At 67.5% G+C, this 21941-nt stretch carries 23 protein-coding genes; 12 read left to right on the forward strand and 11 right to left on the reverse strand.

Features of this window, described 5'->3' with window-relative positions; genetic code table 11:
• Window positions 1–123: 123 nt before the first annotated feature.
• Complete coding sequence (locus ACE3TJ_RS05370; protein WP_374594610.1) at window positions 124–1746, forward strand: alkaline phosphatase; 1623 nt, start codon at window positions 124–126, stop codon at window positions 1744–1746.
• Between the two features lie 297 nt (window positions 1747–2043).
• Here ACE3TJ_RS05370 and aroB read toward each other — a convergent pair whose 3' ends face one another.
• The gene (aroB, locus tag ACE3TJ_RS05375; protein ID WP_374594612.1) at window positions 2044–3132 is read right to left on the reverse strand and encodes a 3-dehydroquinate synthase; all 1089 of its coding nucleotides are present in this window, start codon (window positions 3130–3132) and stop codon (window positions 2044–2046) included.
• Complete coding sequence (locus tag ACE3TJ_RS05380) at window positions 3129–3707, reverse strand: shikimate kinase (RefSeq protein WP_374594614.1); 579 nt, start codon at window positions 3705–3707, stop codon at window positions 3129–3131. The genes aroB and ACE3TJ_RS05380 overlap by 4 nt, the downstream gene beginning before the upstream one ends.
• Window positions 3708–3808: 101 nt before the next feature.
• Here ACE3TJ_RS05380 and ACE3TJ_RS05385 point away from each other — a divergent pair, with 101 nt between their 5' ends.
• The 4 genes from ACE3TJ_RS05385 to ACE3TJ_RS05400 are packed head-to-tail and all read left to right on the forward strand — an operon-like array spanning window position 3809 to window position 7546.
• A complete protein-coding gene (locus ACE3TJ_RS05385) occupies window positions 3809–3949 on the forward strand; it encodes a hypothetical protein (RefSeq protein WP_374594616.1) in 141 nt (46 codons plus the stop codon).
• Window positions 3930–5705: a hypothetical protein gene (locus ACE3TJ_RS05390; protein ID WP_374594618.1), complete on the forward strand. Its 1776-nt coding sequence runs from the start codon at window positions 3930–3932 to the stop codon at window positions 5703–5705. The genes ACE3TJ_RS05385 and ACE3TJ_RS05390 overlap by 20 nt, the downstream gene beginning before the upstream one ends.
• Before the next feature lie 41 nt (window positions 5706–5746).
• Complete coding sequence (locus ACE3TJ_RS05395) at window positions 5747–6592, forward strand: tyrosine recombinase (protein WP_374599319.1); 846 nt, start codon at window positions 5747–5749, stop codon at window positions 6590–6592.
• A gap of 9 nt (window positions 6593–6601) precedes the next feature.
• A complete protein-coding gene (locus ACE3TJ_RS05400) occupies window positions 6602–7546 on the forward strand; it encodes an acetyl-CoA carboxylase carboxyltransferase subunit alpha (protein WP_374594620.1) in 945 nt (314 codons plus the stop codon).
• Window positions 7547–7641: 95 nt separating this feature from the next.
• On the opposite strand, the gene phaR is transcribed toward ACE3TJ_RS05400, so the two are convergent.
• Entirely contained in the window at window positions 7642–8187 is a 546-nt protein-coding gene (gene phaR, locus ACE3TJ_RS05405) for a polyhydroxyalkanoate synthesis repressor PhaR (RefSeq protein ID WP_374594622.1), read from the reverse strand.
• On the opposite strand from phaR, the gene ACE3TJ_RS05410 reads away from it, so the two are divergent.
• The 3 genes from ACE3TJ_RS05410 to ACE3TJ_RS05420 are packed head-to-tail and all read left to right on the forward strand — an operon-like array spanning window position 8186 to window position 11246.
• The gene (locus tag ACE3TJ_RS05410) at window positions 8186–9274 is read left to right on the forward strand and encodes an alpha/beta hydrolase (RefSeq protein WP_374594624.1); all 1089 of its coding nucleotides are present in this window, start codon (window positions 8186–8188) and stop codon (window positions 9272–9274) included. The two genes, phaR and ACE3TJ_RS05410, sit on opposite strands and share 2 nt — an antisense overlap.
• A 39-nt stretch (window positions 9275–9313) precedes the next feature.
• A complete protein-coding gene (locus tag ACE3TJ_RS05415) occupies window positions 9314–10483 on the forward strand; it encodes an acetyl-CoA C-acetyltransferase (RefSeq protein ID WP_121052105.1) in 1170 nt (389 codons plus the stop codon).
• Window positions 10484–10496: 13 nt separating this feature from the next.
• Complete coding sequence (locus tag ACE3TJ_RS05420) at window positions 10497–11246, forward strand: class I SAM-dependent methyltransferase (RefSeq protein ID WP_121052107.1); 750 nt, start codon at window positions 10497–10499, stop codon at window positions 11244–11246.
• A 248-nt stretch (window positions 11247–11494) separates the two neighbouring features.
• On the opposite strand, the gene ACE3TJ_RS05425 is transcribed toward ACE3TJ_RS05420, so the two are convergent.
• Window positions 11495–12712, reverse strand: a complete 1218-nt coding sequence (locus ACE3TJ_RS05425) for a spinster family MFS transporter (RefSeq protein ID WP_374594627.1) — start codon at window positions 12710–12712, stop codon at window positions 11495–11497.
• Window positions 12713–12756: 44 nt separating this feature from the next.
• A complete protein-coding gene (locus ACE3TJ_RS05430) occupies window positions 12757–15069 on the reverse strand; it encodes a TonB-dependent receptor (protein ID WP_374594629.1) in 2313 nt (770 codons plus the stop codon).
• Window positions 15070–15189: 120 nt separating this feature from the next.
• Here ACE3TJ_RS05430 and ACE3TJ_RS05435 point away from each other — a divergent pair, with 120 nt between their 5' ends.
• Window positions 15190–15804, forward strand: coding sequence for a TetR/AcrR family transcriptional regulator (locus ACE3TJ_RS05435; RefSeq protein WP_121052112.1), 615 nt, complete (start codon window positions 15190–15192; stop codon window positions 15802–15804).
• On the opposite strand, the gene ACE3TJ_RS05440 is transcribed toward ACE3TJ_RS05435, so the two are convergent.
• The 3 genes from ACE3TJ_RS05440 to ACE3TJ_RS05450 all read right to left on the reverse strand — a co-directional run bounded on the left by ACE3TJ_RS05440 (window position 15801) and on the right by ACE3TJ_RS05450 (window position 18290).
• On the reverse strand, window positions 15801–17120 hold the full coding sequence (locus ACE3TJ_RS05440) for a hypothetical protein (RefSeq protein ID WP_374594631.1): 1320 nt from the start codon (window positions 17118–17120) through the stop codon (window positions 15801–15803). The two genes, ACE3TJ_RS05435 and ACE3TJ_RS05440, sit on opposite strands and share 4 nt — an antisense overlap.
• Before the next feature lie 127 nt (window positions 17121–17247).
• Entirely contained in the window at window positions 17248–18033 is a 786-nt protein-coding gene (locus ACE3TJ_RS05445; protein WP_374594633.1) for a crotonase/enoyl-CoA hydratase family protein, read from the reverse strand.
• Window positions 18009–18290 carry a YciI family protein gene (locus tag ACE3TJ_RS05450; RefSeq protein ID WP_374594635.1) on the reverse strand — a complete coding sequence of 94 codons (282 nt, stop codon included), beginning with the start codon at window positions 18288–18290 and terminating at the stop codon, window positions 18009–18011. The genes ACE3TJ_RS05445 and ACE3TJ_RS05450 overlap by 25 nt, the downstream gene beginning before the upstream one ends.
• A 120-nt stretch (window positions 18291–18410) precedes the next feature.
• Between ACE3TJ_RS05450 and ACE3TJ_RS05455 the strand changes: the two genes are divergently transcribed.
• The gene (locus ACE3TJ_RS05455) at window positions 18411–19175 is read left to right on the forward strand and encodes a ZIP family metal transporter (protein ID WP_374594637.1); all 765 of its coding nucleotides are present in this window, start codon (window positions 18411–18413) and stop codon (window positions 19173–19175) included.
• 84 nt (window positions 19176–19259) lie between these two features.
• A complete protein-coding gene (rpmB, locus tag ACE3TJ_RS05460) occupies window positions 19260–19556 on the forward strand; it encodes a 50S ribosomal protein L28 (RefSeq protein WP_121052122.1) in 297 nt (98 codons plus the stop codon).
• Window positions 19557–19613: 57 nt separating this feature from the next.
• Here the strand turns inward: rpmB and ACE3TJ_RS05465 are convergent, their stop codons facing one another.
• On the reverse strand, window positions 19614–20588 hold the full coding sequence (locus ACE3TJ_RS05465; protein ID WP_374594639.1) for an esterase-like activity of phytase family protein: 975 nt from the start codon (window positions 20586–20588) through the stop codon (window positions 19614–19616).
• Between the two features lie 92 nt (window positions 20589–20680).
• The gene (locus ACE3TJ_RS05470; RefSeq protein WP_374594641.1) at window positions 20681–21049 is read right to left on the reverse strand and encodes a PRC-barrel domain-containing protein; all 369 of its coding nucleotides are present in this window, start codon (window positions 21047–21049) and stop codon (window positions 20681–20683) included.
• Between the two features lie 156 nt (window positions 21050–21205).
• Between ACE3TJ_RS05470 and ACE3TJ_RS05475 the strand changes: the two genes are divergently transcribed.
• Entirely contained in the window at window positions 21206–21679 is a 474-nt protein-coding gene (locus ACE3TJ_RS05475; protein ID WP_374594643.1) for a cytochrome c, read from the forward strand.
• Here the strand turns inward: ACE3TJ_RS05475 and ACE3TJ_RS05480 are convergent.
• A complete protein-coding gene (locus tag ACE3TJ_RS05480; RefSeq protein WP_374594645.1) occupies window positions 21654–21896 on the reverse strand; it encodes a hypothetical protein in 243 nt (80 codons plus the stop codon). The two genes, ACE3TJ_RS05475 and ACE3TJ_RS05480, sit on opposite strands and share 26 nt — an antisense overlap.
• Window positions 21897–21941 lie beyond the last annotated feature (45 nt).

A 21941-nucleotide genomic window follows, 5' to 3' on the forward strand; every position in this document is an offset into this window, starting at 1 on the left:
TCAACAAGTGTGCCCCAGCCGGCGCGCAATGCAAAGCTGGCAGGTTTTGGGGTTTGGGGCGCGTGATCTCAGTGTCACATTCCGGGCCTAACAGGCTGCCGAACGCTACCCTGAAAGGCCACCATGAGCATCAACCTCCGCCGCCGCGATCTTTTCGGTGCCGGTCTCGCCGGTCTCGCCACCATCCCCGGCCGCGCATGGGCGACCGCGCTGAACCGGGGCTTCACGCACAACGTGGCAAGCGGCGAACCGTCGCAGACGGGCGTGCTGCTGTGGACGCGCTACGTGCCCGCCGGGGATGCGGCCGCACTCACCGCCGAGGTCGCCGAAGACGCGGGCTTCACCCGGATCGTGACGCGGAGCGAAACGGCGGCGGCGGCTTCGACCGATTACTGCGCCCGCGCCCGCGCCGAGGGGCTGGAGCCGGGGCGCTGGTACTATTACCGCTTCCGCACCGCGAGCGGCGAAACCTCGCCCACGGGACGGACCCGGACGCTGCCGGCGGGGCGCTTGGGGCGCTTCAACATCGCGGTCTTCTCCTGCTCCAACCTGCCGTTCGGTCTGTTCAACGCCTATGCCCACGCAGCGGAGCGGCAGGACATCGACCTTCTCGTCCACCTCGGCGACTACATCTACGAATATGGCCGCGGCACCTACCCGAGCACGGCCGACGCGATGCCGGGACGCATCCTCGAACCGGCAAACGAGATCGTGACGCCCGCCGACTATCATGCCCGCTACGCAACCTATCGCCGCGATCAGGACCTGCAGGCGCTGCACCAGCGCTTTCCGATGATCTCGATCTGGGACGACCACGAGTTCGCGAACGACACGTGGAAGGACGGCGCGCAGAACCACCAGAGCGAGAGCGAAGGCCCATGGGAGGCACGCAAGGCGGCGGCGAAGGCGGCGTACCGGCACTGGCTGCCAATGTCGGACGAACCCTACAAAGCCTATGAGATCGGCGACCTCGCGACGCTGATCCGGCTCGATACGCGCGCCGAGGGCCGCGACGAGCAGCTTGAACTCGCCGACGCTTTCAAGCTTTCCGACGACCCGGCGAAAGCACTTGCCACGTTCCGCGATACCGTGTGGGCCGACCCTGCGCGGCAGATGCTCGGCGCGCCGCAGGAGGCGTTTCTTGCGGATGCGATCAGCCGTTCCGTGAAAGGCGGCACGCGCTGGCAGGTGGTGGCGCAGCAGATCCTCGCGGGCGAGACGAAAACGCCCGTGGACGCCGACGCCTCATGGCTCGGCGGCACGCCGCCCGACTATGTGAAGCAGCGTTTTCAGGCAGGCGTGCTCGCCGGAAAAGTGGGCCTGCCGTTCAACTTCGATTCGTGGGGCGGCTATCCGGCGGCGCGGGCGCGCTACCTCGGCGCGGCGCAGGCGGCAGGCGCGAACCTGCTGAACCTCGCCGGAGACAGTCACAACGCGTGGGCCTACGACCTTGCGAACGGCGGCAAGCCGGCGGGCGTCGAGTTCGGCGTGCAGGGCGTCACTTCGCCGGGGATGGAGACTTACATGCGCGGGGCGGACCCGAAGCAGGTGGCGGCGGCGCTGGTCGGTGCGAACTCCGAACTCAAATGGTGCGAAACCCAGCACCGGGGCTACATGACGCTGTCGCTGACACCCGACGCTGCGCAGTGCGACTGGCATTTCCTCGAAACGATCCGGGCACGATCGACGGCGATTGCGGCGACGCACAGCGCGTTGGTGCGGCCGGGCACGAACCGCATCGCGTAACCGGGCTTGTAAAATAGGACGGGAGGCGCTGGAGTGATCGCTCCGGTGCGCCGCTGAGGCCCGGATTTCCTGGGAAGTTGATGAAGTTGAGACATGCCCCGCGCGGGCGTGCGTGAGTTTGCTCGCATTTCGTGCACGGCGAGCCCCCGCGCGTTCGATGTTGACGATTTCCATGCGCGCAGGACGCCGCGCGCTTCAAAGAGCAGCGGCCCTGCCTTGCATGGCAAACCCTATTTCGGAAGCCTCTTTGTCCACTCGTCATACCGGCGAAGGCCGGGATGACGAGTGAAGGAAGGCTCAGAGCCTTGGTGCGAGGAAGGCGGCGACATCGGCCAGCGCAACGGTTTTGTCGAGATAGGCGTTGCCGATCGCGCGGGCGAGGACGAAGGGGGTGGTGCCGCCTGCGGATTTCTTGTCCTGCTGCATGTGGTGGATGAGCGCCTCGACGTTGAAGCCGAAGCCCGCCGGGCTGACGGGCAGGCCCGACGCGGCGAGGTGCGCTTCGGCGCGGGCGGCGTCCTGCGCGCTGCAGAGGCCCCGATGCGCCGAGAAGGCGAAGGCCATGACCATGCCCATCGCGACGGCTTCGCCGTGCAGAAGCCGGTCGGAGAAGCCGGTTTCGGCTTCGAAGGCATGGCCGAAGGTGTGGCCGAGGTTGAGGAGCGCGCGGCGGCCGCTCGTTTCGCGCTCGTCCTCCGCGACGATCACCGCTTTCATACGGCAGCTGCGCGCGATGGCGTGGACCTGCGCGGCGCGGTCTCCGGCGAGGAGCGCGGTGCCGTTTGCCTCGCACCACGCGAAGAACGCCGTGTCGCCGAGGAGCCCGTATTTCACGACCTCGGCATAGCCTGCGCGCATTTCGCGGGGGCCGAGCGTATCGAGAAGTTCGGGATCGATGAGCACACGGGAGGGCTGGTGGAAGGCGCCGACGAGATTCTTGCCTGCCGCTGCGTTGATCGCCGTCTTGCCGCCGACCGACGAATCGACCTGCGCGAGCAGCGTCGTCGGGATCTGCACGAATTCGCAGCCGCGCCGCGCGACGGCGGCGGCAAAGCCGGTGAGATCGCCAATGACACCGCCGCCGAACGCGATGACGGCATCGCCGCGCTCGACACCCGCCGCGAGAATGCGCTCGACGAGCGTTTCCAGCGACCGCCAGTTCTTGGTCGCCTCGCCTGCCGGGAAGATCACGGGATCGACCGGGCGGCCGAGCGCGTCCACGAGCCGCTCAAGATGCGCGGCGGCAACGGTTTCATCGGTGACGACGAGCTGCGGACGTCCACTCTTCGGTGGCGCGATCTCGCGCCCCGCTTCGGCGAGGATGCCCGGCGCGATGACGATATCGTAGGCGCGCGCGCCAAGCTCGACCCGAACCACTTCCTTCACGCGGATTCCCCCAGACGGCGGAGCTCCGCCACAATGGCCTCGACGGCGATATGATGCGGCGCCGGCTGGCTCGGCACACGAATCTGCGCCTCGGCATAGAGCGGATTGCGCACCGCCGCGAGATCGCGAAGCACCTGCCCGGCATCCTTGTCCTTGAGCAGCGGGCGGTGATCGCGCTTGGAAACACGCTCGACGAGCGTGTCGATATCGGCATCGAGCCAGACGGCGATCGCGTTTTCGAGGACGCGCGCGCGCGTTTCGGGATCGACGAAGGCGCCGCCGCCAGTGGCGATCACCTTCGGCATACCGGAGATGAGGCGCGCGATCACGCGGCGTTCGCCTTCACGGAAATGCGCCTCGCCATAGCGCGTGAAAATCTCCGAAACCGTAAGGCCCGCCGCCTCCTCGATCGCCTCGTCGGCATCCACGAATTCAAGGCCCAGCCGCTTCGCAAGGCGGCGCCCGATCGTGGTTTTCCCCGCGCCCATCAGCCCCACCAGCACGACGGAACGGCTGACACCGCGCCTGCGGCGAACAGGCGGCGGGGAGGCGTTTTTTGGTTCGCAAGCGTTCATCGCACTCGCTATACACAGGCGCCTTGCCGAAGGCCAAGCGCGCTCCGCCGCGCTCACGTCTGGAGCGAACCGAAACCAACGCGATTGCCCCGGAGATACGATTGTCCCGCCTGATTTTCTGGCTGTTTGTCATCATCCTCGCCGTCGTCGTCATCGGCGGCGTGGTGCTGATGTTCGTCGATATTCCGCACACGACTGCGCGCGTGGAGCAACCGGTTTCGAATGAAACGCTGGGTCTCTAGCACCGCCCTTGCCGCGCTCCTGATAGCAACGGCGGCATCCGGGCAGGACGCCCCGAAGTCGCTGCTGCCTGACGTGTTCGGCGCGCCGCCGCCCGAAGCGCCGCCCCCGGCGCCGCGGCCTGTGGCACCCGCTGCGGCGGGCGCGGACGAGACACCAGCCGCCGCGGCTGAGGGTGTGCCCGTGCCGGGGCTTCCCGGTGCACCTGCGCCGGCAACGCCGGTTGCCGCCGATCCCTTCGCGGGGCCAGCGCGCGCGGGCAGCTTCGATGTCGCGGGGCCGCTGACCGCGCGGCTCGGCGGATACGGCATGGGCGCGTTCCAGAACAGCGACGGGCGCTTCCTGAACGGGCTTCTGCAGCGCACCAAGCCGCCGATCGCGTCGCGCTGGGGGCATATCGTGCTGCGCCGCGCACTGCTTTCGCACGTGCCGACGCCGCAGGGCGTGCGCCCGGCCGATTGGCTTGCCGAGCGCGCGCTGCTGCTGCTGCGGATGGGTGAGGTGGACGGCGCCAAGCTGCTCGTCGATGCGCTGCCGCTCGATCGCTACACACCGCGGCTTTACGCCGTGGCGAGCCAGGTGCACCTCGCTGCCGGAGACTTGCCGGCACTCTGTCCACTCGCGCCGAACGCGAAAGCGTTTTCGAAGCTGCCGTTCTGGGAAGCCGCGAATGCGATCTGCGCGGGGCTTGAAGGCGACGACATCACCGCCGCCGCGCAGTTCGACCGGCTGCGCGCACGCCGTGCGATGCCGATGATCGACATCGTGCTTGCCGAACGCGCCGCGACCGTGGTGACGGGCGAAGGCCGGGGCGCCAATGTCGATTGGGACGAGGCGAAGACCCTTAGCGCATACCGCTTCGGGCTGGCGACGGCTGCGGGGATCGAGATTCCCGAAACGCTGCTGGCGAATCCGTCGGTCGCGCTTTCCGGGTGGATGATGCGCGCGCCGGGGCTTTCGATCGCCGAGCGCTCCAAAGCGGCGCCGATCGCGGCTGCATACGGCATCGCTTCGGCGCGTGAACTCGCCGCCATCGCCGCCGCGCGCATCGCCGCGATCGAGCCGGGCGCCGAAGGCGAAGACGCGATCGCCGACATCCGTGCCGCCTATGCGGGCCGCAACGCCGAAGAGCGCATCGCCGCGATGCAGCGCATCTGGCAGGCCGCCGAAACGCCGCAGGAACGCTATGGTGCGCTCGTACGTACCGCCGCCGCCGCCGCGCGCATCCCGCCCGCCGCCGCGCAGGCGGACGACGCGCCGGGGCTTATCGAATCGATGCTTTCGGCGGGCTATGTGCGCGAGGCGCTGAAGTGGTGGCCGGTGCTGGCGGACGGGCCGGAGGACGCGCGGCGCGCGGCGTGGCCGTACCTTGCGCTCGCCGACCGCACCGGGAAAATCGCGAACGGCGACGTCGGCGAGGCGCGCGCGTGGCACGGATCGCTTTCGGGCAAGCGCGGTGATCGCAAGGCCGCGATGTTCGCCGCCGCGATGCAGGCGCTCGACCCCAAGGGCGACTGGAGCGGCCTTGCCGAAGACTTCGGCGTCAAGGCGCTCGACAATCGCTATACGCGGCGGATCGCGGCGGCGGCGGTGGAAAAGCGGCGCGGTGAAGTGGCGATCCTGGCCGGGGTCGGCCTGCAATCGAGCTGGGCGGGCGTGTCCCCTGCGCAGCTTTCGGTCGTCGTCGGTGCGCTCAATCGCGCGGGGTTCACGCGCGAGGCGCGGATGATGGCGATCGAGGCGGTGACGCGGAGTTGAGCCTCCCGGACGACGCCCGCGCGATCGCGCTGTTCCTCGATATGATGGCAGCCGAGCGCGGCGCGGCGGCGAACACCATCGCTGCCTATGGCCGCGACCTTGCGCAGGCGAGCGAGGCGCTTTCGGGCGGGCTTGCAGCCGCTGACGCGCGGACGCTCGAACGGCTGATCCACGAATGGCGCGATCTTGCGGCAACGAGCCTTGCGCGCAAACTCTCGGCGGTGCGGCGCTTCTTTGCGTTCCTCGTGTCGGAAGGGCTGCGCGCCGACAATCCGGCGGGCGACCTTGCGTCTCCCACAAAGGGTCGGCCGCTGCCGAAGACGCTGTCGCGCGAGGAGGTGGACCGGATCTTCGCCGTTGTCGAAGAGGAGGCCGCCAGCCCGGCGGGGCTGCGGCTGAAGGCGCTGATCGAACTGCTCTACGGATCGGGACTGCGCGCGACCGAGCTCGTCTCGCTGCCGCGCGCAGCGATCAAGCCGGGTACGCCTTATGCGGTGCTGAAGGGCAAGGGCGACAAGGAACGGATGGTGCCTGTGTCCTCACGCGCCGGGGAAGCCGTGGCGGTGTGGGCGGCAACGCTGGCGCCGGGTGAGAAATACCTGTTCCCCTCCGGCAAGACGCACATGTCGCGCGTGCGGCTGTTCCAGATCGTGAAGACGCTGGCGGCGGCGGCCGGAATCTCGCCGCTGCGCGTCTCCCCGCACGTGCTGCGCCACGCCTTCGCAACGCATCTTCTGGAGGGCGGCGCGGACCTTCGCGCGCTGCAATCGATGCTGGGCCACGCCGACATCGCGACGACGCAAATCTACACGCACGTGCAGTCCGCGCACCTCGTCGAACTCGTCAACCGCGCGCATCCGCTTGCGGGCACGGGCCAAGACGATTAGGCGGGGGCGATGATTACGTATCTCGAATTCGAGAAGCCCGTCGCCGAGCTGGAGACGCGCATCAAGGAACTGAAGGCGTCGGCCGGCGAAGGCGCGGTCAACATCGACGCTGAAGTGAAAAAGCTGGAAGCCAAGGTCGAGGCGCAGCTGAAGGCGATCTACGCGAAGCTGACGCCGTGGCAGAAGACACAGGTGGCGCGCCACCCGGCGCGGCCGCACCTGAAAGACATCACCGCCGCGCTCATCACCGACTTCACGCCGCTCGCGGGCGACCGCAAGTTCGGCGAGGACTGCGCGATCATCGGCGGACCGGGGCGCTTCCGGGGCCGGCCGGTGATGATGATGGGCCACGAGAAAGGCTCCGACACGGCGAGCCGCCTCAAACACAATTTCGGCATGGCGAAGCCCGAAGGCTACCGCAAAGCCGTGCGACTGATGGAAATGGCGGACCGCTTCGGGCTGCCCGTGATCAGCTTCGTCGATACCTCGGGCGCGTTTCCCGGCATCCACGCCGAGGAGCGCGGACAGGCGGAAGCCATCGCCCGCTCGACGGAAGCCTGCCTGAAGCTCGGCACACCGATGGTCGCCGCGATCGTCGGCGAAGGCGGATCGGGCGGTGCGGTGGCGCTGGCGACGGCAAACCGGATCATCATGCTCGAACATTCCGTCTATGCGGTGATCTCGCCCGAAGGCTGCGCCTCGATCCTGTGGCGCACGTCGGACAAGGCGGCGGACGCGGCGGCGGCGATGAAGCAGACCGCGCAGGACCTGAAAGCGCTGAGCCTGATCGACATGATCGTGCCCGAACCCGTGGGCGGCGCGCACAGGAGCCCGCAGGCCGCGATCAAGATGCTGGGCGATGCGGTCGAGACGCAGCTCGCGACGATGGACGGCATGGGCGCCGACGCCGTGCGCGACGACCGGCGCGCGAAATTCCTCGCGATGGGGCGGTAGCATCTTGCCCCTCCCTTCCAGGGAGGGGTTGGGGAGGGTCTGAGCCATCGACCCCCACCCGGCCTCCCCCTTGCCAGGGGGAGGAGAAGGTGGAGCTACTTCTTGCCGAGCTTTTCGAGCTTCGCCTGAAGCTCCGCCATCTCGCGCTTGAGATCGGCGAGTTCGGAGGCTTCGTCGGCGGGCGGGGAACCTTCCGGCGGATTCTTGCCCGACATCATGCTGGCCGCCGCCTCGAACATCGCCATGTTCTGCTTGGCGATCGCCTCGAACGGGTTGAACGCGCCCGCCATCGATTTGCGGAACTGTTCCTGATTGCGCCGCAGCGCAGCCATCGAGGCTTCGAGATAGGGCGGCACCATTGATTGCATCGAATCGCCGTACATCGCGATGAGCTGGCGAAGGAACGGCGTCGGCAGCATGGTCTGGCCGCGGTTTTCCTCTTCCATGATGATCTGCGTGAGGACGGAGCGGGTGATGTCGTCCCCCGACTTCGCATCGACGACCTTGAAGTCCACGCCCGCACGCGTCATCTCGCCGAGGTGATCGAGCGTGATATAGCTCGACGAGCCGGTGTTATAGAGGCGGCGGTTGGCGTATTTCTTGATGATGATCGGGTCGGATTTGGTTTCTTCGTCGGACATGAACGACCTCGATGCTGCGGGTGCGAAAGCCATAGCACGCGGCGATGCTGCGCAGCAACACGCAGCATCGGGCGCCCCGCGCGGCCCGCATCCGCTGCCGCTGTTCCTGGATCACGCCCGGCAGGCGATCGGAGACGATCGGGCGCGCATGGAACGCTTCCTCGCTGCGCTTGCCGCCTACCAGCAGTCCGGCTGGCGGCGCGACCTGCCGGAGATGCCGGTGATCGCATCGTCTGGGAGCGCACTGCTGCGCGATTACAGCGGCAGCGGACGCCCCGTCGTGTTCGTGCCGTCGCTGATCAACACAGCCAACGTGCTCGACCTGACGGCAGAGCGCTCGCTGTTGCGGTATCTCGCGGGTCGGGGCGTGCGGCCGCTGCTCGTCGACTGGCAGTCTCCCGGTGCGGCGGAGGCCGATCTCTCCGTGGGCGGGTATGTGACACAGCGGCTGCGGCCGCTGCTCGACAGCGTGGGCGAACCGCTTGATCTCGTGGGCTATTGCCTCGGCGGCACGATGACGCTCGCCGCCGCGTCGCATCCGCTGGTGCGGCGCGTGGCGACGATCGCCGCGCCGTGGGATTTCGCGGGCTACCCGGCGGCGCGGCGGCAGGACTTGCTCTCCCACTGGCGCAGCCTCGCCCCTTCCCTCCCCCCGCTCGGCGGGATGCCGATGGATCTGATCCAGCCTGCGTTCTGGTCGCTCGATCCGGCAGGCGCAGTTGCGAAGTATGAGCGCTTCGGGCGCCTTGATCCGGCCTCCGAGGAGGCGCGGCTGTTCGTCGCGGTCGAGGACTGGGCGAACACCGGCCCCGCGCTCACCATCCCCGCCGCGCGCGAATGCTTCGAAGACTTCTTCGGCGCCAACGTGCCGATCGAGGGCGGGTGGCGCGTGGGCGGCGAAATCGTTCCCCCGCCGCGCAAGCCGACACTCAACATCGTCTCGCGCACCGACCGGCTGGTGCCCGCCATCGCGGTGGAGCCGTTCGGCGAAACGCGGCTGATCGATGCGGGGCATGTGGGGATGATGGTGGGATCGAATGCGCGCGCGCAGCTCTGGCAACCGCTCGCCGATTGGCTCACGGCCTGAAGCGCACTACATAGGCGGGGAAATCGGAAAGGATTCCCCATGGACGCAGTCATCGTCGCCGCCAAACGCACTCCGGTCGGCAGTTTCCTCGGCAGCTTCGCGAATACCCCCGCGCACGAACTCGGACGCATCGCCATTTCCGCGGCGCTTGCCGAGGCAGGCGTGGAAGCGGACGCGGTTTCCGAAGTGATCCTCGGGCAGGTGCTGACCGCGGCGCAGGGCCAGAACCCGGCGCGGCAGGCGGCCATGGCTGCGGGTATCGCCAAGGAAACGCCCGCGTGGAGCGTCAACCAGGTGTGCGGGTCGGGCCTCCGTGCCGTCGCGCTCGCTGCGCAGGCAATCGAGAACGGCGACGCCAGCATCATGATCGCGGGCGGGCAGGAATCGATGAGCCTCGCGCCCCATGCACAGCACCTGCGCGCCGGGCAGAAGATGGGCGCGATCGAATTCGTCGACACGATGATCAAGGACGGCCTTTGGGATGCCTTCAACGGCTATCACATGGGTATCACGGCAGAGAACCTGGCCGAGAAATATCAGGTGAACCGCGAGGCGCAGGATGCCTTCGCGGTGAGTTCCCAGAACAAGGCCGAGGCCGCGCGCGCCGCAGGACGTTTCAAGGACGAAATCGTCCCCGTGACGATCAAGGGCCGCAAGGGCGACACGGTCGTCGACCAGGACGAATATATCCGCGCCGGCGCCACGATCGAAGGCATGCAGAGCCTGAAGCCCGCCTTCAAGAAGGACGGCACCGTGACCGCCGCGAACGCCAGTGGCCTGAACGACGGCGCAGCCGCGCTGGTGCTGATGTCGGCGGACGAAGCGGCGAAGCGCGGCGCCAAGGTGCTGGCGCGCGTCGCATCCTGGGCGAGCGCGGGCGTTGACCCCGCGATCATGGGCATCGGGCCGGTTCCCGCCTCGAAAAAGGCGCTGGCGAAGGCTGGATGGAGCGTCGGCGACCTCGACCTTATCGAAGCCAACGAAGCCTTTGCCGCGCAGGCGCTGTGCGTGGGACAGGAACTCGGGTTTGATCCGGCGAAGCTCAACGTCAACGGCGGTGCCATCGCGATCGGCCACCCGATCGGCGCATCGGGCGCACGCATCCTGACGACACTCCTCTACGAGATGCAGCGCCGCGACGCGAAAAAGGGCCTCGCCACGCTCTGCATCGGCGGCGGCATGGGCATCGCGCTGTGCGTGGAGCGGTAGCACCGTCACTGTGATGCGGCCGGGCCTGGATACGCTCAGGGCCTATTATGCGGGCGCGGACGGGCGCCGGACTGCGCGGCTGCTCGCGCAGATCGTCGCCCCCGCCGTCCGTACCGATGCATCGGCGCGGCTGCTTGCACTCGGCTATCCGGCGCCGTTGCTGCAGGGTCTGGACCCCGCGCGGATCGAGCGTCTGTGCATGGTGATGCCTGCCGATCAGGGCGCCCGCGCATGGCCCCGCCGGGGACCATCCTGCGCTGTGAGCGCCCGCGAAACCGCGCTGCCGTTCGTGGAGGCGCTGTTCGATCAGGCGCTGCTCGTACACGCGCTCGAATTCGCCGATCCGCCGAAGCTGCTGCGCGAACTGTGGCGTGTTCTCGCGCCCGCGGGGGAACTGATCCTGATCGTTCCCAACCGCGCCGGCATGTGGACGCATTTCGAATCGACACCGTTCGGTCAGGGACATCCTTATGGCCGCAGCGGCCTTGGCGCCGTTCTGCGGGAGGCGATGTTCGAGCCGGTGGCTTGGAAAACCGCACTGGTGGCGCCGCCCGTGCGCGGGCTCAAATGGCTGGACCGGCCGCTGACACGACTGCTGCCCGCGCTAGGCGGCATTCACTTCGTGCTGGCGAGGAAGACGGACGGGCTTGCTGTCAGCCCCGTAGGCCGCGCGCACCGCGTGTCACGCGCAGGAGCCGCCGCTCGGCAGCCAGCTCCGGATTTGCCGCGCGAACCCCATCGACGAGCGCCGCCCCAGCCATGAGCACCGCGAGCATACACGCCGCGAAGAGCGCCCAGCCGAAGCCGCCCGGATATGCCTTGAGATATGCCTCGCCGCGAAGCGCCGCACCGAGAGCGAGCGCATAAATGATCACCCCGGCCTCGAAGCCGTTGGTAATCTTGAACAAGCGTCCAATGCGATGCAGCCTGCGCATGGCATATTGATAACACTGATGCCGCGGTCGCCAAGGCAGAAATTTACGACTCGTTAACTTTTGGCGGCAGAGCCCCTCAGTTGTGCCAGTCTCGTTCGATCCGGCGGGAGGCCAACCAAAGGAAGGCGGCGGCGAGGAGGTAAAATCCAAGACCGGTGAGGATGGCGTAGCGGAGTGATTCGGCGCCGAAACGGCTGCCGTAGAGATCGGACACCGCGCCAAAGAAGAGCGTGCCCGCGCCGATGCCGAGGAGATTGTTCACGAACAGGAAGCAGGCCGACGCGGTCGCGCGCATCGTGGGCGGCACGAGGCCCTGCACGGCATTGATGACAGGGCCAAGCCACATCAGCGCCAGCGCCTGCGGCACGAGGAACAGTACGAACGCCAGCGCCAGCGACGATTGCAGGATGCCCGCCGCATACAGGGGAACAGCGACGACAAAGGCGGCCGCGGGAACGAGGACATAAGCGCGCTTGTTCGCACGGCCGAGGCGATCGCCAAGCCAGCCGCCCGCCCACACACCCGCGATGCCGCCGAAGAACAGGATCGCGCCCATGTAGAGGCCGATCTCCGCAAGGCCGAGCCCGAGGCTTCGCCCGAAGTAGGACGGCAGCCAGAACATGAGACCGTATCCGCACATCGAGCTGCAGGAAGCCCCGAGCGAGATGAACCAGAAGGTGGGCTTGCCGACCACCGTTGCGAGCACGCGCCCCACCGGCGGGCGGTCTCCGGCAGGCGGATCGAAGCGACCGCGCTCCGGCTCCGGCACGCCGAGCTTGAACACGGGCACGATGAGGAGACCGGCCAAACCCACGGCAATGAAGGCGAAACGCCAGTCGACCGTGCTTGCGACCCAGCCGCCGAGCATGACGCCGAGCGCCGAACCCACCGGAATGCCGAACGAGAACACGGCTAGCGCCCGCGCGCGCTGTTCGGGCGGAAAATAGTCGGCGATCAGGGAATAGGACGGGGCGACGCCGCCCGCCTCCCCCACCCCGACGCCGAGCCGGGCGAGAAAGAGCTGCCAGAAGTTCGTCGCGAAACCGCAGAGCGCGGTGAACAGACTCCAGAGCGCGAGCGAGATGGCGATGATGCGGCTGCGGCTCATGCGGTCCGCCGCGATGGCGATCGGGATGCCGAGCCCCGAATAGAAGAGCGCGAAGGCAAGCCCGCCCATCAGGCCGAGTTCGGTGTCGCTGAGGCCGAGCTCCGCCTTGATCGGCCCCGCGAGGATGCCGATGATCTGCCGGTCGATGAAGTTGAACGTATAGACGAGCAGAAGAAGCCCCAGCACGCGCGTTTGCATGCCGGGGCCCAGGTTGGGGGTGGAGGAACCGTTCAGAACTTATACCCGGCTGTGACGAACACCTGGCGCGGGTTGCCGTAGTAGGCGGTGAGCACGCCGTCTGCGCCGAGCGAGGAGATCAGCGCGCCGGTGCCGGTGCGCAGATATTCGCCGGTATCCGGGTTCTGGCGAAGGAACACGTAGCCCGAGGTGATGTACTTCTTGTTGAGCAGGTTCTTGCCGTGGACGCCGAGGCTGAAGCGGTCGCTGTCCGACGTCCAGACCAGGCTCGCGTCCCAGAGCGAATAGCCCTTCTGATCGAGGCCGGGCGCCGGCAGCTCGAACTGGTAGGTCTTGCTGCGGTACGAAAGCGTCGTGCTTGCGTTGAGCGTGCCCGAGGCGACCGGCACGGCGTAAGCAAGCGTACCCGAGGCTGTCCATTCCGGCGTGTTCTGGAAGTTGCGGCGATCGGCGACGTCGATGCCGCGGCTGTCAATGAACTGCTTGTAGTCGGCATTGATGTAGCCGAGCGCCCAGTTGAAGCTGAGCTGATCGTCAGTCGCGCCGAAGCTCTCGGCAAGCACGGCGTTGCCTTCGAATTCGATGCCCTGGATGCGCGCCTTGCCGGCGTTCGTCGTCACGCCGATGAAGGTCTGCTGGCCGCCGATGACGGTGCCGACCGAGCCCGGAATCTGCACGTCCTTGTAATCGGCATGGAAGGCCGCGAGGCTGAAGCGCAGACGGCGATCGAACAGCGAGGCTTTCCAGCCGATCTCGTAGCTGTCGACGGTTTCGGGCTCGAACGAGATGAAATCGTAGATCTCGTCGTAGCTGCGCACGCCGTCGCCGTTCGCGTCGGGCGCAGCGGTGCTGACGCCGCGCGGATCGAAGCCGCCGCCCTTGAAGCCCTTCGAATAGCTTGCGTAGAGGTTGTGGTTCTCGCTCGGCTTGAAGCTGATCGAGGCGCGCGGCGTGAACTCCTTGAAGGTCGCCTTGCCCGTGAAATCGGACGTTGTGGCGAAGAGCGTGCCGCCGCCGCCGAAGAACGGCGAACCGCCGCCGAGGAAGGTTTGCCGCAGGACCGTGGAGCTGCGCTCGTCCCACGTGTAGCGACCACCGACCGAGACGCTGAACTGCTCGCTGAGATCGTAGGTGAAATCGCCGAAGATCGCGAACGTCTCCGTATCGACATCGCCGAAGGTGAGCGCGGTGACGCCGCCCGGCAGGCGCACGTCGAACGCCGTCTTCGCGCTCGCATCGAGGAAGTAGCCGCCGATGAGGCCGCTGAAACCGCCGTTCTGGTAAAGGAACTGGATTTCCTGCGAGAGCTGCTTGTTGTTGTAGGTCGCGGGCACGTCCACGTCGACGGCGGGCAGCGCGTCGAAATCGATCGGCGTGCCGCTGTCGTCCTTGCGATAGGACGTGATGCTGCGCAGCGTGACGTAATCGGACGGGTTCGCTTCAACGAATAGCGTTGTGCCCCACGCCTTCACTTCCTGCTTCGGATCATCGAGAGCGCCCTGGCTATCGAACACGTCGCTCAGCACCGGCGCACCGCTGGAAATGCCCGCGATCAGGCGGTGGCCGCCGCGCGGGTTGCTCTTGTCCTTGGTGTAGTCGCCCGACAGGCGCACGAAGACGGCGTCGCCGTGGATTTCGGCCGTGGCGCGGCCGGCCCAGATGTCCTTGTTGTAGTTGTCGTCGCCCGTGGTGAGGTTCTTGCCGAAACCCCCGCGGCTGAGGCGCGCGATCGAACCGCCGAGCCGGAGCGTGCCGTCGCCGACGGGCATGCTGCCGGTGACGACGAGGTCCGCCTGCTCGTCGGTGCCGAGCGTGCCGCGCAGGCGCAGCATCGGATCAGCGTCGAGCTTCTTCGTCACGTACTTCACCGCGCCGCCGATGGTGTTGCGGCCATAGAGCGTACCCTGCGGCCCGCGCAGCACCTCGATGCGCTCGACATCGTAGATATCGAGCACGGCGGCCTGCGGGCGGTTGAGGTAAACGTCATCGAGATAGAGGCCGACGCCCGCCTCGAAGCCCGCGACCGGATCCTGCTGGCCGACGCCGCGAATGAAGGCGGTGAGCGTGGTGTTGGTTCCGCGCGACACTTCGAGCGTCACGTTCGGGGCGCTTTCGCTGATCTCGGTGATGTCGAGGGCGCCCTGCTGTTCGAGCTGGGCGCCGCTGACCGCCGTTACGGCGATCGGAACATCCTGCAGGCTTTCCTCGCGGCGGCGAGCAGTAACGACGATCGCGTCCTCGATGGTTTCGCTCACCGCTGCGTCCTGCGCGAAGGCCGGAAGCGGCCCGAAAGCGGCCAGCGCGGTGGTTGCGACAAGTACGGAATGAATCGAAATGCGGCGCATTCTTCCTCCCCAATGCTGTAAAGCCGAGCCCGATGGCTCTTGTGTTGAATCGCCAATACTGAAAGTTGAACCACCTTTCAAATTGAATTATGGGGTCGGGAAAGAATGAAGGGGAGGTCGATGGCAACCGATGCAATTCCGCAACAGGCGGACCGCGAGCCGCGAACCGCGCGCGGACGCAAGACGCAGCGCGCGCTGCTCGACGCAGCGGCCGTCGAATTCGGCGAAAAAGGGTTCCACGAAGGCTCGATCAGCGGGATCACGCGGCGGGCGGGTGTGGCGCTCGGCAGCTTCTACACCTACTTCGAATCGAAGGACGAAATCTTCCGCGCGCTGGTGCGCGACATGTCCGCCCGTGTTGGCCAGCGCGCCGGCGAGGCGATCGCGCGCACCACGGACACGCTTTCAGGCGAGCGCGCGGCGCTGAAGGCCTTTCTGGAGTTCGCGCGCGAACACAAGGAAGTGTACCGAATCATCGACGAGGCCGAGTTTGCGGACCCCGAAAGCTACCGGCAGCACTATCAGGGAACGGCGCGCCGCATCCTCGACAGGCTGAAGGTGGGCGCCGAACGCGGCGAGATTCGCGAGGACGTGAGCGAGGCCCACGCCTGGGCGATCATGGGCATCAACGTCTTCCTCGGCCTGCGCTACTGCGTGCTCGACGATTCGTCCGACCCGGAAACCGTGGCGACACTCGCCAACGAGATGATCGCCGAGGGGATTCGGCGGCGCTAGTCCTCGATCGCGGGAAGCGGCGCGGCCTCAATTTGGTGCGTGGGCGGTTCGGCGAGGGCTTCGCGGCCTTCGATCGCGGGACCTTCCTGCGGCAGCGACGCAGCGGCGCCCCGCGTTTTTGCGACTGACGGATTGGCGATGCCCGCGCGAACGGCGGCCGAGATCGTGGGCAGCGTCGCCGAAGGCGGGCGGTAGCCCGGCGTCGCGGCATCGGGCACCGGGGGCGGCACCACGGTGCTGCCGTCCGACAGCGTTTCGGTGAGCGCGGGAAGCGGGACCGGCTCGTCGATGATATCGCCGGTGTCAGGCAGTACGGCGAGTTCGGGCTCAGAGAAGCCCGGCGCCGCGCCTTGCAGAACCGGACGCAGTTCGCTGGTTGCGGGCTGCGCGATATCGGGAAGGTGCAGGAACGCGGAGATGCGGTCCCACCCGAAAGTGTCGACCGCGTAGGCGAGCGCTGCCGCGATCAGAAGGCCGAGCGCGCCCGTGGCCACGACGAAGCCGCGCACACCGAGACGACGGCGCGGCTCTTCCGGCACCCACGGTATCATGGACCCCGGCGCTTGGGATTCCGGCTCCGCAACCACGATCGGCGCGGGCTGCAGCGGCGTGGCGCGCTGCGGCCACTGCGGCGCTTCGAGGACATAATCGGGCTCGGCCGCGGGGAGCGGCGGGCGCGCGGCAATCGCGGCGAGCACGTGGCGCTGCTCGACGACGACCCCGCCCTCGAACATCGCTTCCAGAAGCGCAGCCCCGGCGATCTGCTTCAGAACGCGCGGATTGCCCGAGACCGCCTCGACGACCGCTTCCTGCGCAGCGACCGTGAACAGGTCCGGCCGACCTGCTGCGGCGGACGCGTCCACGAGGAAATCCGCGATTTCGCTGCCCGCCATCGGCGCCAGTCGGACGAGCCGCCCCGGTTTGCCGAGCCGCGAGGGATCGAGCGCGGCAAGCACGGCGGTGACACGGTGCTGTGCGGCCTTGGCGAGCACGGCTTCAAGCACGCGCGGCGCAGCGGCATCGGCCTCGTCGACGAGGATCGCATCAAGATTGGCGAAATCGGCCTGCGCAGCGAGCGTGGGACCGGCGAAGCTCGCCGCCGAAACGCCGCGCGCGGCAAGCTCACGCGCTGCCGCCGCCAGCAGCTGCGATTTGCCCATGCCCGCAGCGCCCGTGAGCGCCACACCCTCGCACGCCAGCACGGCGTCCACGATTTCCGAGAGTGCCGTTTCGAAAGCATGATGCAGATAGAGCTGCCCGTGCGGTTCCTGCCGGAACAACACATGCTTCAAACCAAAATGCCGAAGAACGTCCATGAAGATCCATCGCGCCGTGGGGCCGGTGAAAGAGGAACGCCTACAGACCCGATACCGCGCATGTGCCGCAGCGCGGCCAGAGCGTCAACGTCATGACGTCATGAAAGTCGCCGATTCGGCCTTGCGCTCATTCGATGCGTCCACCACGCCCGGCACCGTCGGCGAAGCGCGCCGCACCGGCACGGCTTTCGTCCGATGCCAGCGTTTCCATGCCAAGCGCGAACTCACGCGCCATCGCCTCCGCTTCCGGTGCGCCCCACTGGCCCCGTGCGCTGGCGCGATCGTTGCGCAGGCAGGTTTGCGGGAACGCCGAGATCGCTTCCGCGAGCGCGACCGCCGCCTCCAGCGCCGCACCGTCCTCCACGACGCGGTTCGCGAGGCCCCAGCGGAGCGCCTCCTCCGCCGCGACCGCCCGCCCGGTGAGGATCATGTCGAGCGCGTGCGATTCGCCGACGAGGCGCGGCAGCCGCACGGTGCCGCCGTCGATCAGCGGCACGCCCCAGCGGCGGCAGAACACGCCGAACACCGCCGAGCGCGCCGCGACGCGCATGTCGCACCAGACGGCAAGCTCCAACCCGCCCGCCACTGCAAAGCCCTCGATCGCGGCGATCACGGGCTTCGAAAGCACGAGACGGCTCGGCCCCATCGGGCCGTCGCCCGCGACATCGACGCGGTTGCCGCGCGCAGTCCCCATCGCTTTCAGGTCCGCGCCCGCGCAGAAATTGCCGCCCGCACCGGTCAGCACGGCAACCGACAGCGACGCATCGGCATCGAACGCACGGAAAGCTTCGACGAGCGCGGCGGCGGTGGGACCATCGACGGCATTCCGCGCATCCGGACGATTGATCGTCACGACGAACACCGGACCCCGGCGTTCGGTGAGGACGTTTATTTCGGAAGAACCTGCCGCCATGCCGTTACCGCGACCGAGGCGAACAGCCCGGCCTGCGCATAGGGATCATCCGCCGCAAACTGGATCGCGGCCTTGCGATCATCGAAGTCGATGATGAGCAGCGAGCCGATCGGCCGCCCCTCTTCATCGAGCAGCGGCCCGGCGACGAGGAGACGATCGCCGACGCTTTCCAGATGTTCGAGGTGCGCGGGCCGGGTTGCGGTGCGCAGGTCGGCGCTGGCGGGCTTGTCGATGCAGTGGATCGCGAAAAGAGGCATGATTCCCGTCTAGAACGGAAAGATCGGCGATGAAAGAGCGGTTTGCGCGCACCCGGCCCGGCGAGACTTTTGGGATACACTGCGCTATGCCGGAGCATCAGCAAGGCGGGCGGGGGTGCGGTGCCGCAGTGGCTTGAAGCAGGCTTGTGGGGGTTCGGCAGCGGCTGTGCGCTGCTGATCGGCGCCGCGTTCGCCACGCTCCGCCGCCCCTCGCAGCGGCTGATCGCGGTGGTGATGGCGTTCGGTTCGGGCGTGCTGATCTCCGCCGTCGCCTTCGACCTGATGGACGAGGCCTATCGCCAGGGCGGCTTCGATGCCGCCGCCGTGGGCTTCCTGGGCGGCGCGATCCTCTACACCGCCGCCAACATCGCGATCTCCCGCCGGGGGGCGCAGCACCGCAAGCGATCCGGCTACAACCCCGGCGAAAGCCAGACGCCAGCCGCGGAAAGCGGCGGGCTTGCCATCGCGGTCGGCGCACTGCTCGACGGCATTCCCGAATCGATCGCGATCGGCGTCAGCCTGCTTGACGGCACGGGCGTCAGCCTCGTGATGGTCGCCGCCGTGTTCCTCTCGAACGTGCCTGAGGGGCTTTCGAGCGCCGCCGGGATGCGCGCGGCGGGGCGCGGGCCCGCGTATATCTTCAGCGTTTGGGGCGGCATCGCACTTGCCTCGGGGCTGGCGGCGATGCTCGGCAACCTGCTGCTCGCGGGTGCAGATCCGAACGTGCTCGCCGCGACGACGGCAGTTGCGGCAGGCGGCATCCTCGCCATGCTCGTCGACACGATGATCCCCGAGGCCACCGAGGAAACGCCCGAATTCGCAGGGCTCATCGCGGTGACCGGGTTTCTGTTCGCCTTCGTGCTTTCGAAGCTCGGCAGCGGATGAGCGCGGTTGACGGGGAGGCCTCCCTCCCCTATAGGCGCCCACTTTCAAGCCACGGCTGAAACACAAGATTCGAGGACGAAAAGCATGTCGCGCGTTTGCGAGCTGACCGGTAAGGGCCGCCAGGTGGGTCACAATGTGTCCCACGCCAACAACAAGACCAAGCGGGTGTTCCTGCCGAACCTCCAGAACGTGTCGCTGATTTCCGACGCGCTCGGCCGCACGGTTCGCCTCAAGGTTTCGACGCACGGCCTGCGCTCGGTGGAGCACAACGGCGGCCTCGACAACTGGCTGGTCAAGACCCGTGACGAGAAGCTGAGCCTGAAGGCGCGCCGCCTGAAGCGCGACATCAAGAAGAAGCTGAACGCCGCCGCAGCCGCCTGAGCGCGTTCGTTTCTGACGATTTGAAGGGGCCGGTGGAGCGATCCGCCGGCCCCTTTCTTATTCCGGGAGCAGCTCGAACTTCAGCAGCAGCGTGCGCTGCGCGGCGTTGAAGTTGTCGTCGCTGACGAGATAGACGAACACCCGCCCGTCCTCGCGGCGGATGTCGATCCCCTCCATATTGTCGATGCTGACAGGCGGCCGCAGCCGCGCGATCTCGCGGCCCTGCACGGTGGCGCCCTCCTTGATCTCCGCGAGCGGCAGCTCGACAAGCGCCATCGCCACGCCGGTAAGCGGCGAGAAGGCGCGATTGAGAACAATGAGGCGTTCATCATCGAGCAGCGCGGCGTCGGTCGGCGAGAAATTCGCAGGTGGGCGGTAACGGAACGCGAGGTTCGCGCGCGTGCCGTCCGGGCGTTTCACCGCGCCGATGGCGATGGCGGGACGGTCGCCGCCGTCCGGCGCCTCCTCGGCGATAACGAGCGGCACGCCGCCCGGCAGCATGGCAAGTGTCTCCGCGCCGCCGTTCAGCGGCCAGTCCTTCATTTCGGGAAGGGTGTAGACCTGCCTTGCGCGCCATTCCGGTTGCCCCAGAGGCACGACCCACAGGCTGTTAGACCGCTCGAAACCGACCAGCGCCTCCGCGCCGCCGGGACTGAGCACCAGCGATTCCGCATCGCGCGTCGCCTTGGCCCCGGCCGCGCCTTCGCGATCGAGGAGCGCACGGCCACGGACGTTTTGAATGCCGACGAGCCGGCCGTCCCGCTCCACGCGGTCGAAGCTCAGAAGAACACCGGCGTCACCGACTGCATAACAGCGATCGGGGCAGCGAAGTCCCGAAAGGCCACCGAACCACGGTGTCGACGAGCGCAGCGCTACGCCGCCCGCATAGCTGAGGCGCCCCTCCCCCTGCCGCGCCGCGTCGCGCGCATCGAAAGGCACGGCAATGCTTTCAACGGCAACGGGTTCGATCGCGGGCGGAGCGGCGTTGCCGCAGGCGGCGATGGCGAGCGAAAGCAGGACGGGGACGCGCATGGGCAAGCGGCATAAGCGGCGCCAACGGCGAATGCAAACAGCGGCCCGCGGACGAGGGATGCCGCGAGCCGCTGTACGCGTCTATCCTGGGATCACCAGTAGGGGTTCACACCATAATGCGAATAGACGCGATGCTGGTACGCACGGTCGAGTGCCGTCTCCGTATGCGCATCGTCGAACGTCGGGCCGCTGCGAAGCTGATCCTCGGTCACATCGAGGCGGTAGCCATCCACATCCGTGTCGTATTTCAGAGTGGACCACGGCAGGCTGTGATACTTCTCGCCGATCCCCAGAAAGCCGCCGACGGAAACGACAGCGTCCGTTACACGGCCGCCGCGCTTCTCGATCATCAGCGACTTGACCGACCCGATGCGTTCGCCGTCGCGGGCATAGACGGAGGTGCCATCCACCTTCTCCGAAGAGATGAGATCGCTGGTCTCGCGCGTTCGTTCGTTCTGCATGATGAACTCTCCTCCTTTGGTGTGCCTGACCAACGGAAGCACCCCCGGCCGGTTCCGCGTCTTCGCGACGAGCCGTTAGGCGAAACAAGCGGTTCATCGCATCCGCCCCGTTGACGCGCGGCGCGCAGACGGCATTGTGCGCGCGAGGAGACAGGTATGCGCATCGGAATTCCGGGAGTTACGGCACGGCTGGCAATGATCGCGATGGCGGGAGGCCTTGTCCTCGCCGGGTGCGAGAAGAAGAAGGACGCGGAAAAGCCGGCGGGAAGCGAGGTTGCCGCGCCGCAGCAGGCACAGACACCTGCGGCCGCCCCTGCCGGGCGGCTGCCCGAGGGCAATCCGCCGCCGCCCTCCGAACTCTCGCGCGACGTTCCCGCCATCACGCGCGGCAAGGCACTCGCCGACGCGAACTGCACGCGCTGTCACGCGACCCAGCCGGGACAGAAGAGCGCGCATGCTTCCGCACCGTCGTTCGCGACGCTGTTCACGAGCTATCCGCCCGACTACATCGCAGAGGCCTTTGCCGAGGGCGTGTTCGTCGGCCACGGCGACATGCCAGCGTTCGAATTCTCACCCGAGCAGATCAACGACCTCGTCGCCTATCTCAAGACGCTCGGTCCTCCGGGCTGAGCGGACCGCAGACCGCCGGCAGGCGGCGTGCATCGTCGACCCCGTCGGCAAGGCGCTTCATCACGACGTCGAGAAGCGCGCGGCCCGCCATTCGCGCATCCTCATCCTGCCCTGCGTCGAACAATCCGCCGACATTGATGGCATCGAGCAGCGCTTTCGCCTCGCTGACCCGCCCGGCCAGCGCGAACGCCGCGCATGACCGACAATCACTACACATTCGATTTGCCGATTGGCATCTCGCGGAAACGCACGGCATCGCGCC

Source organism: Sphingosinicella sp. (assembly GCF_041916975.1).
In the GTDB taxonomy this organism is placed as follows: domain Bacteria; phylum Pseudomonadota; class Alphaproteobacteria; order Sphingomonadales; family Sphingomonadaceae; genus Sphingosinicella.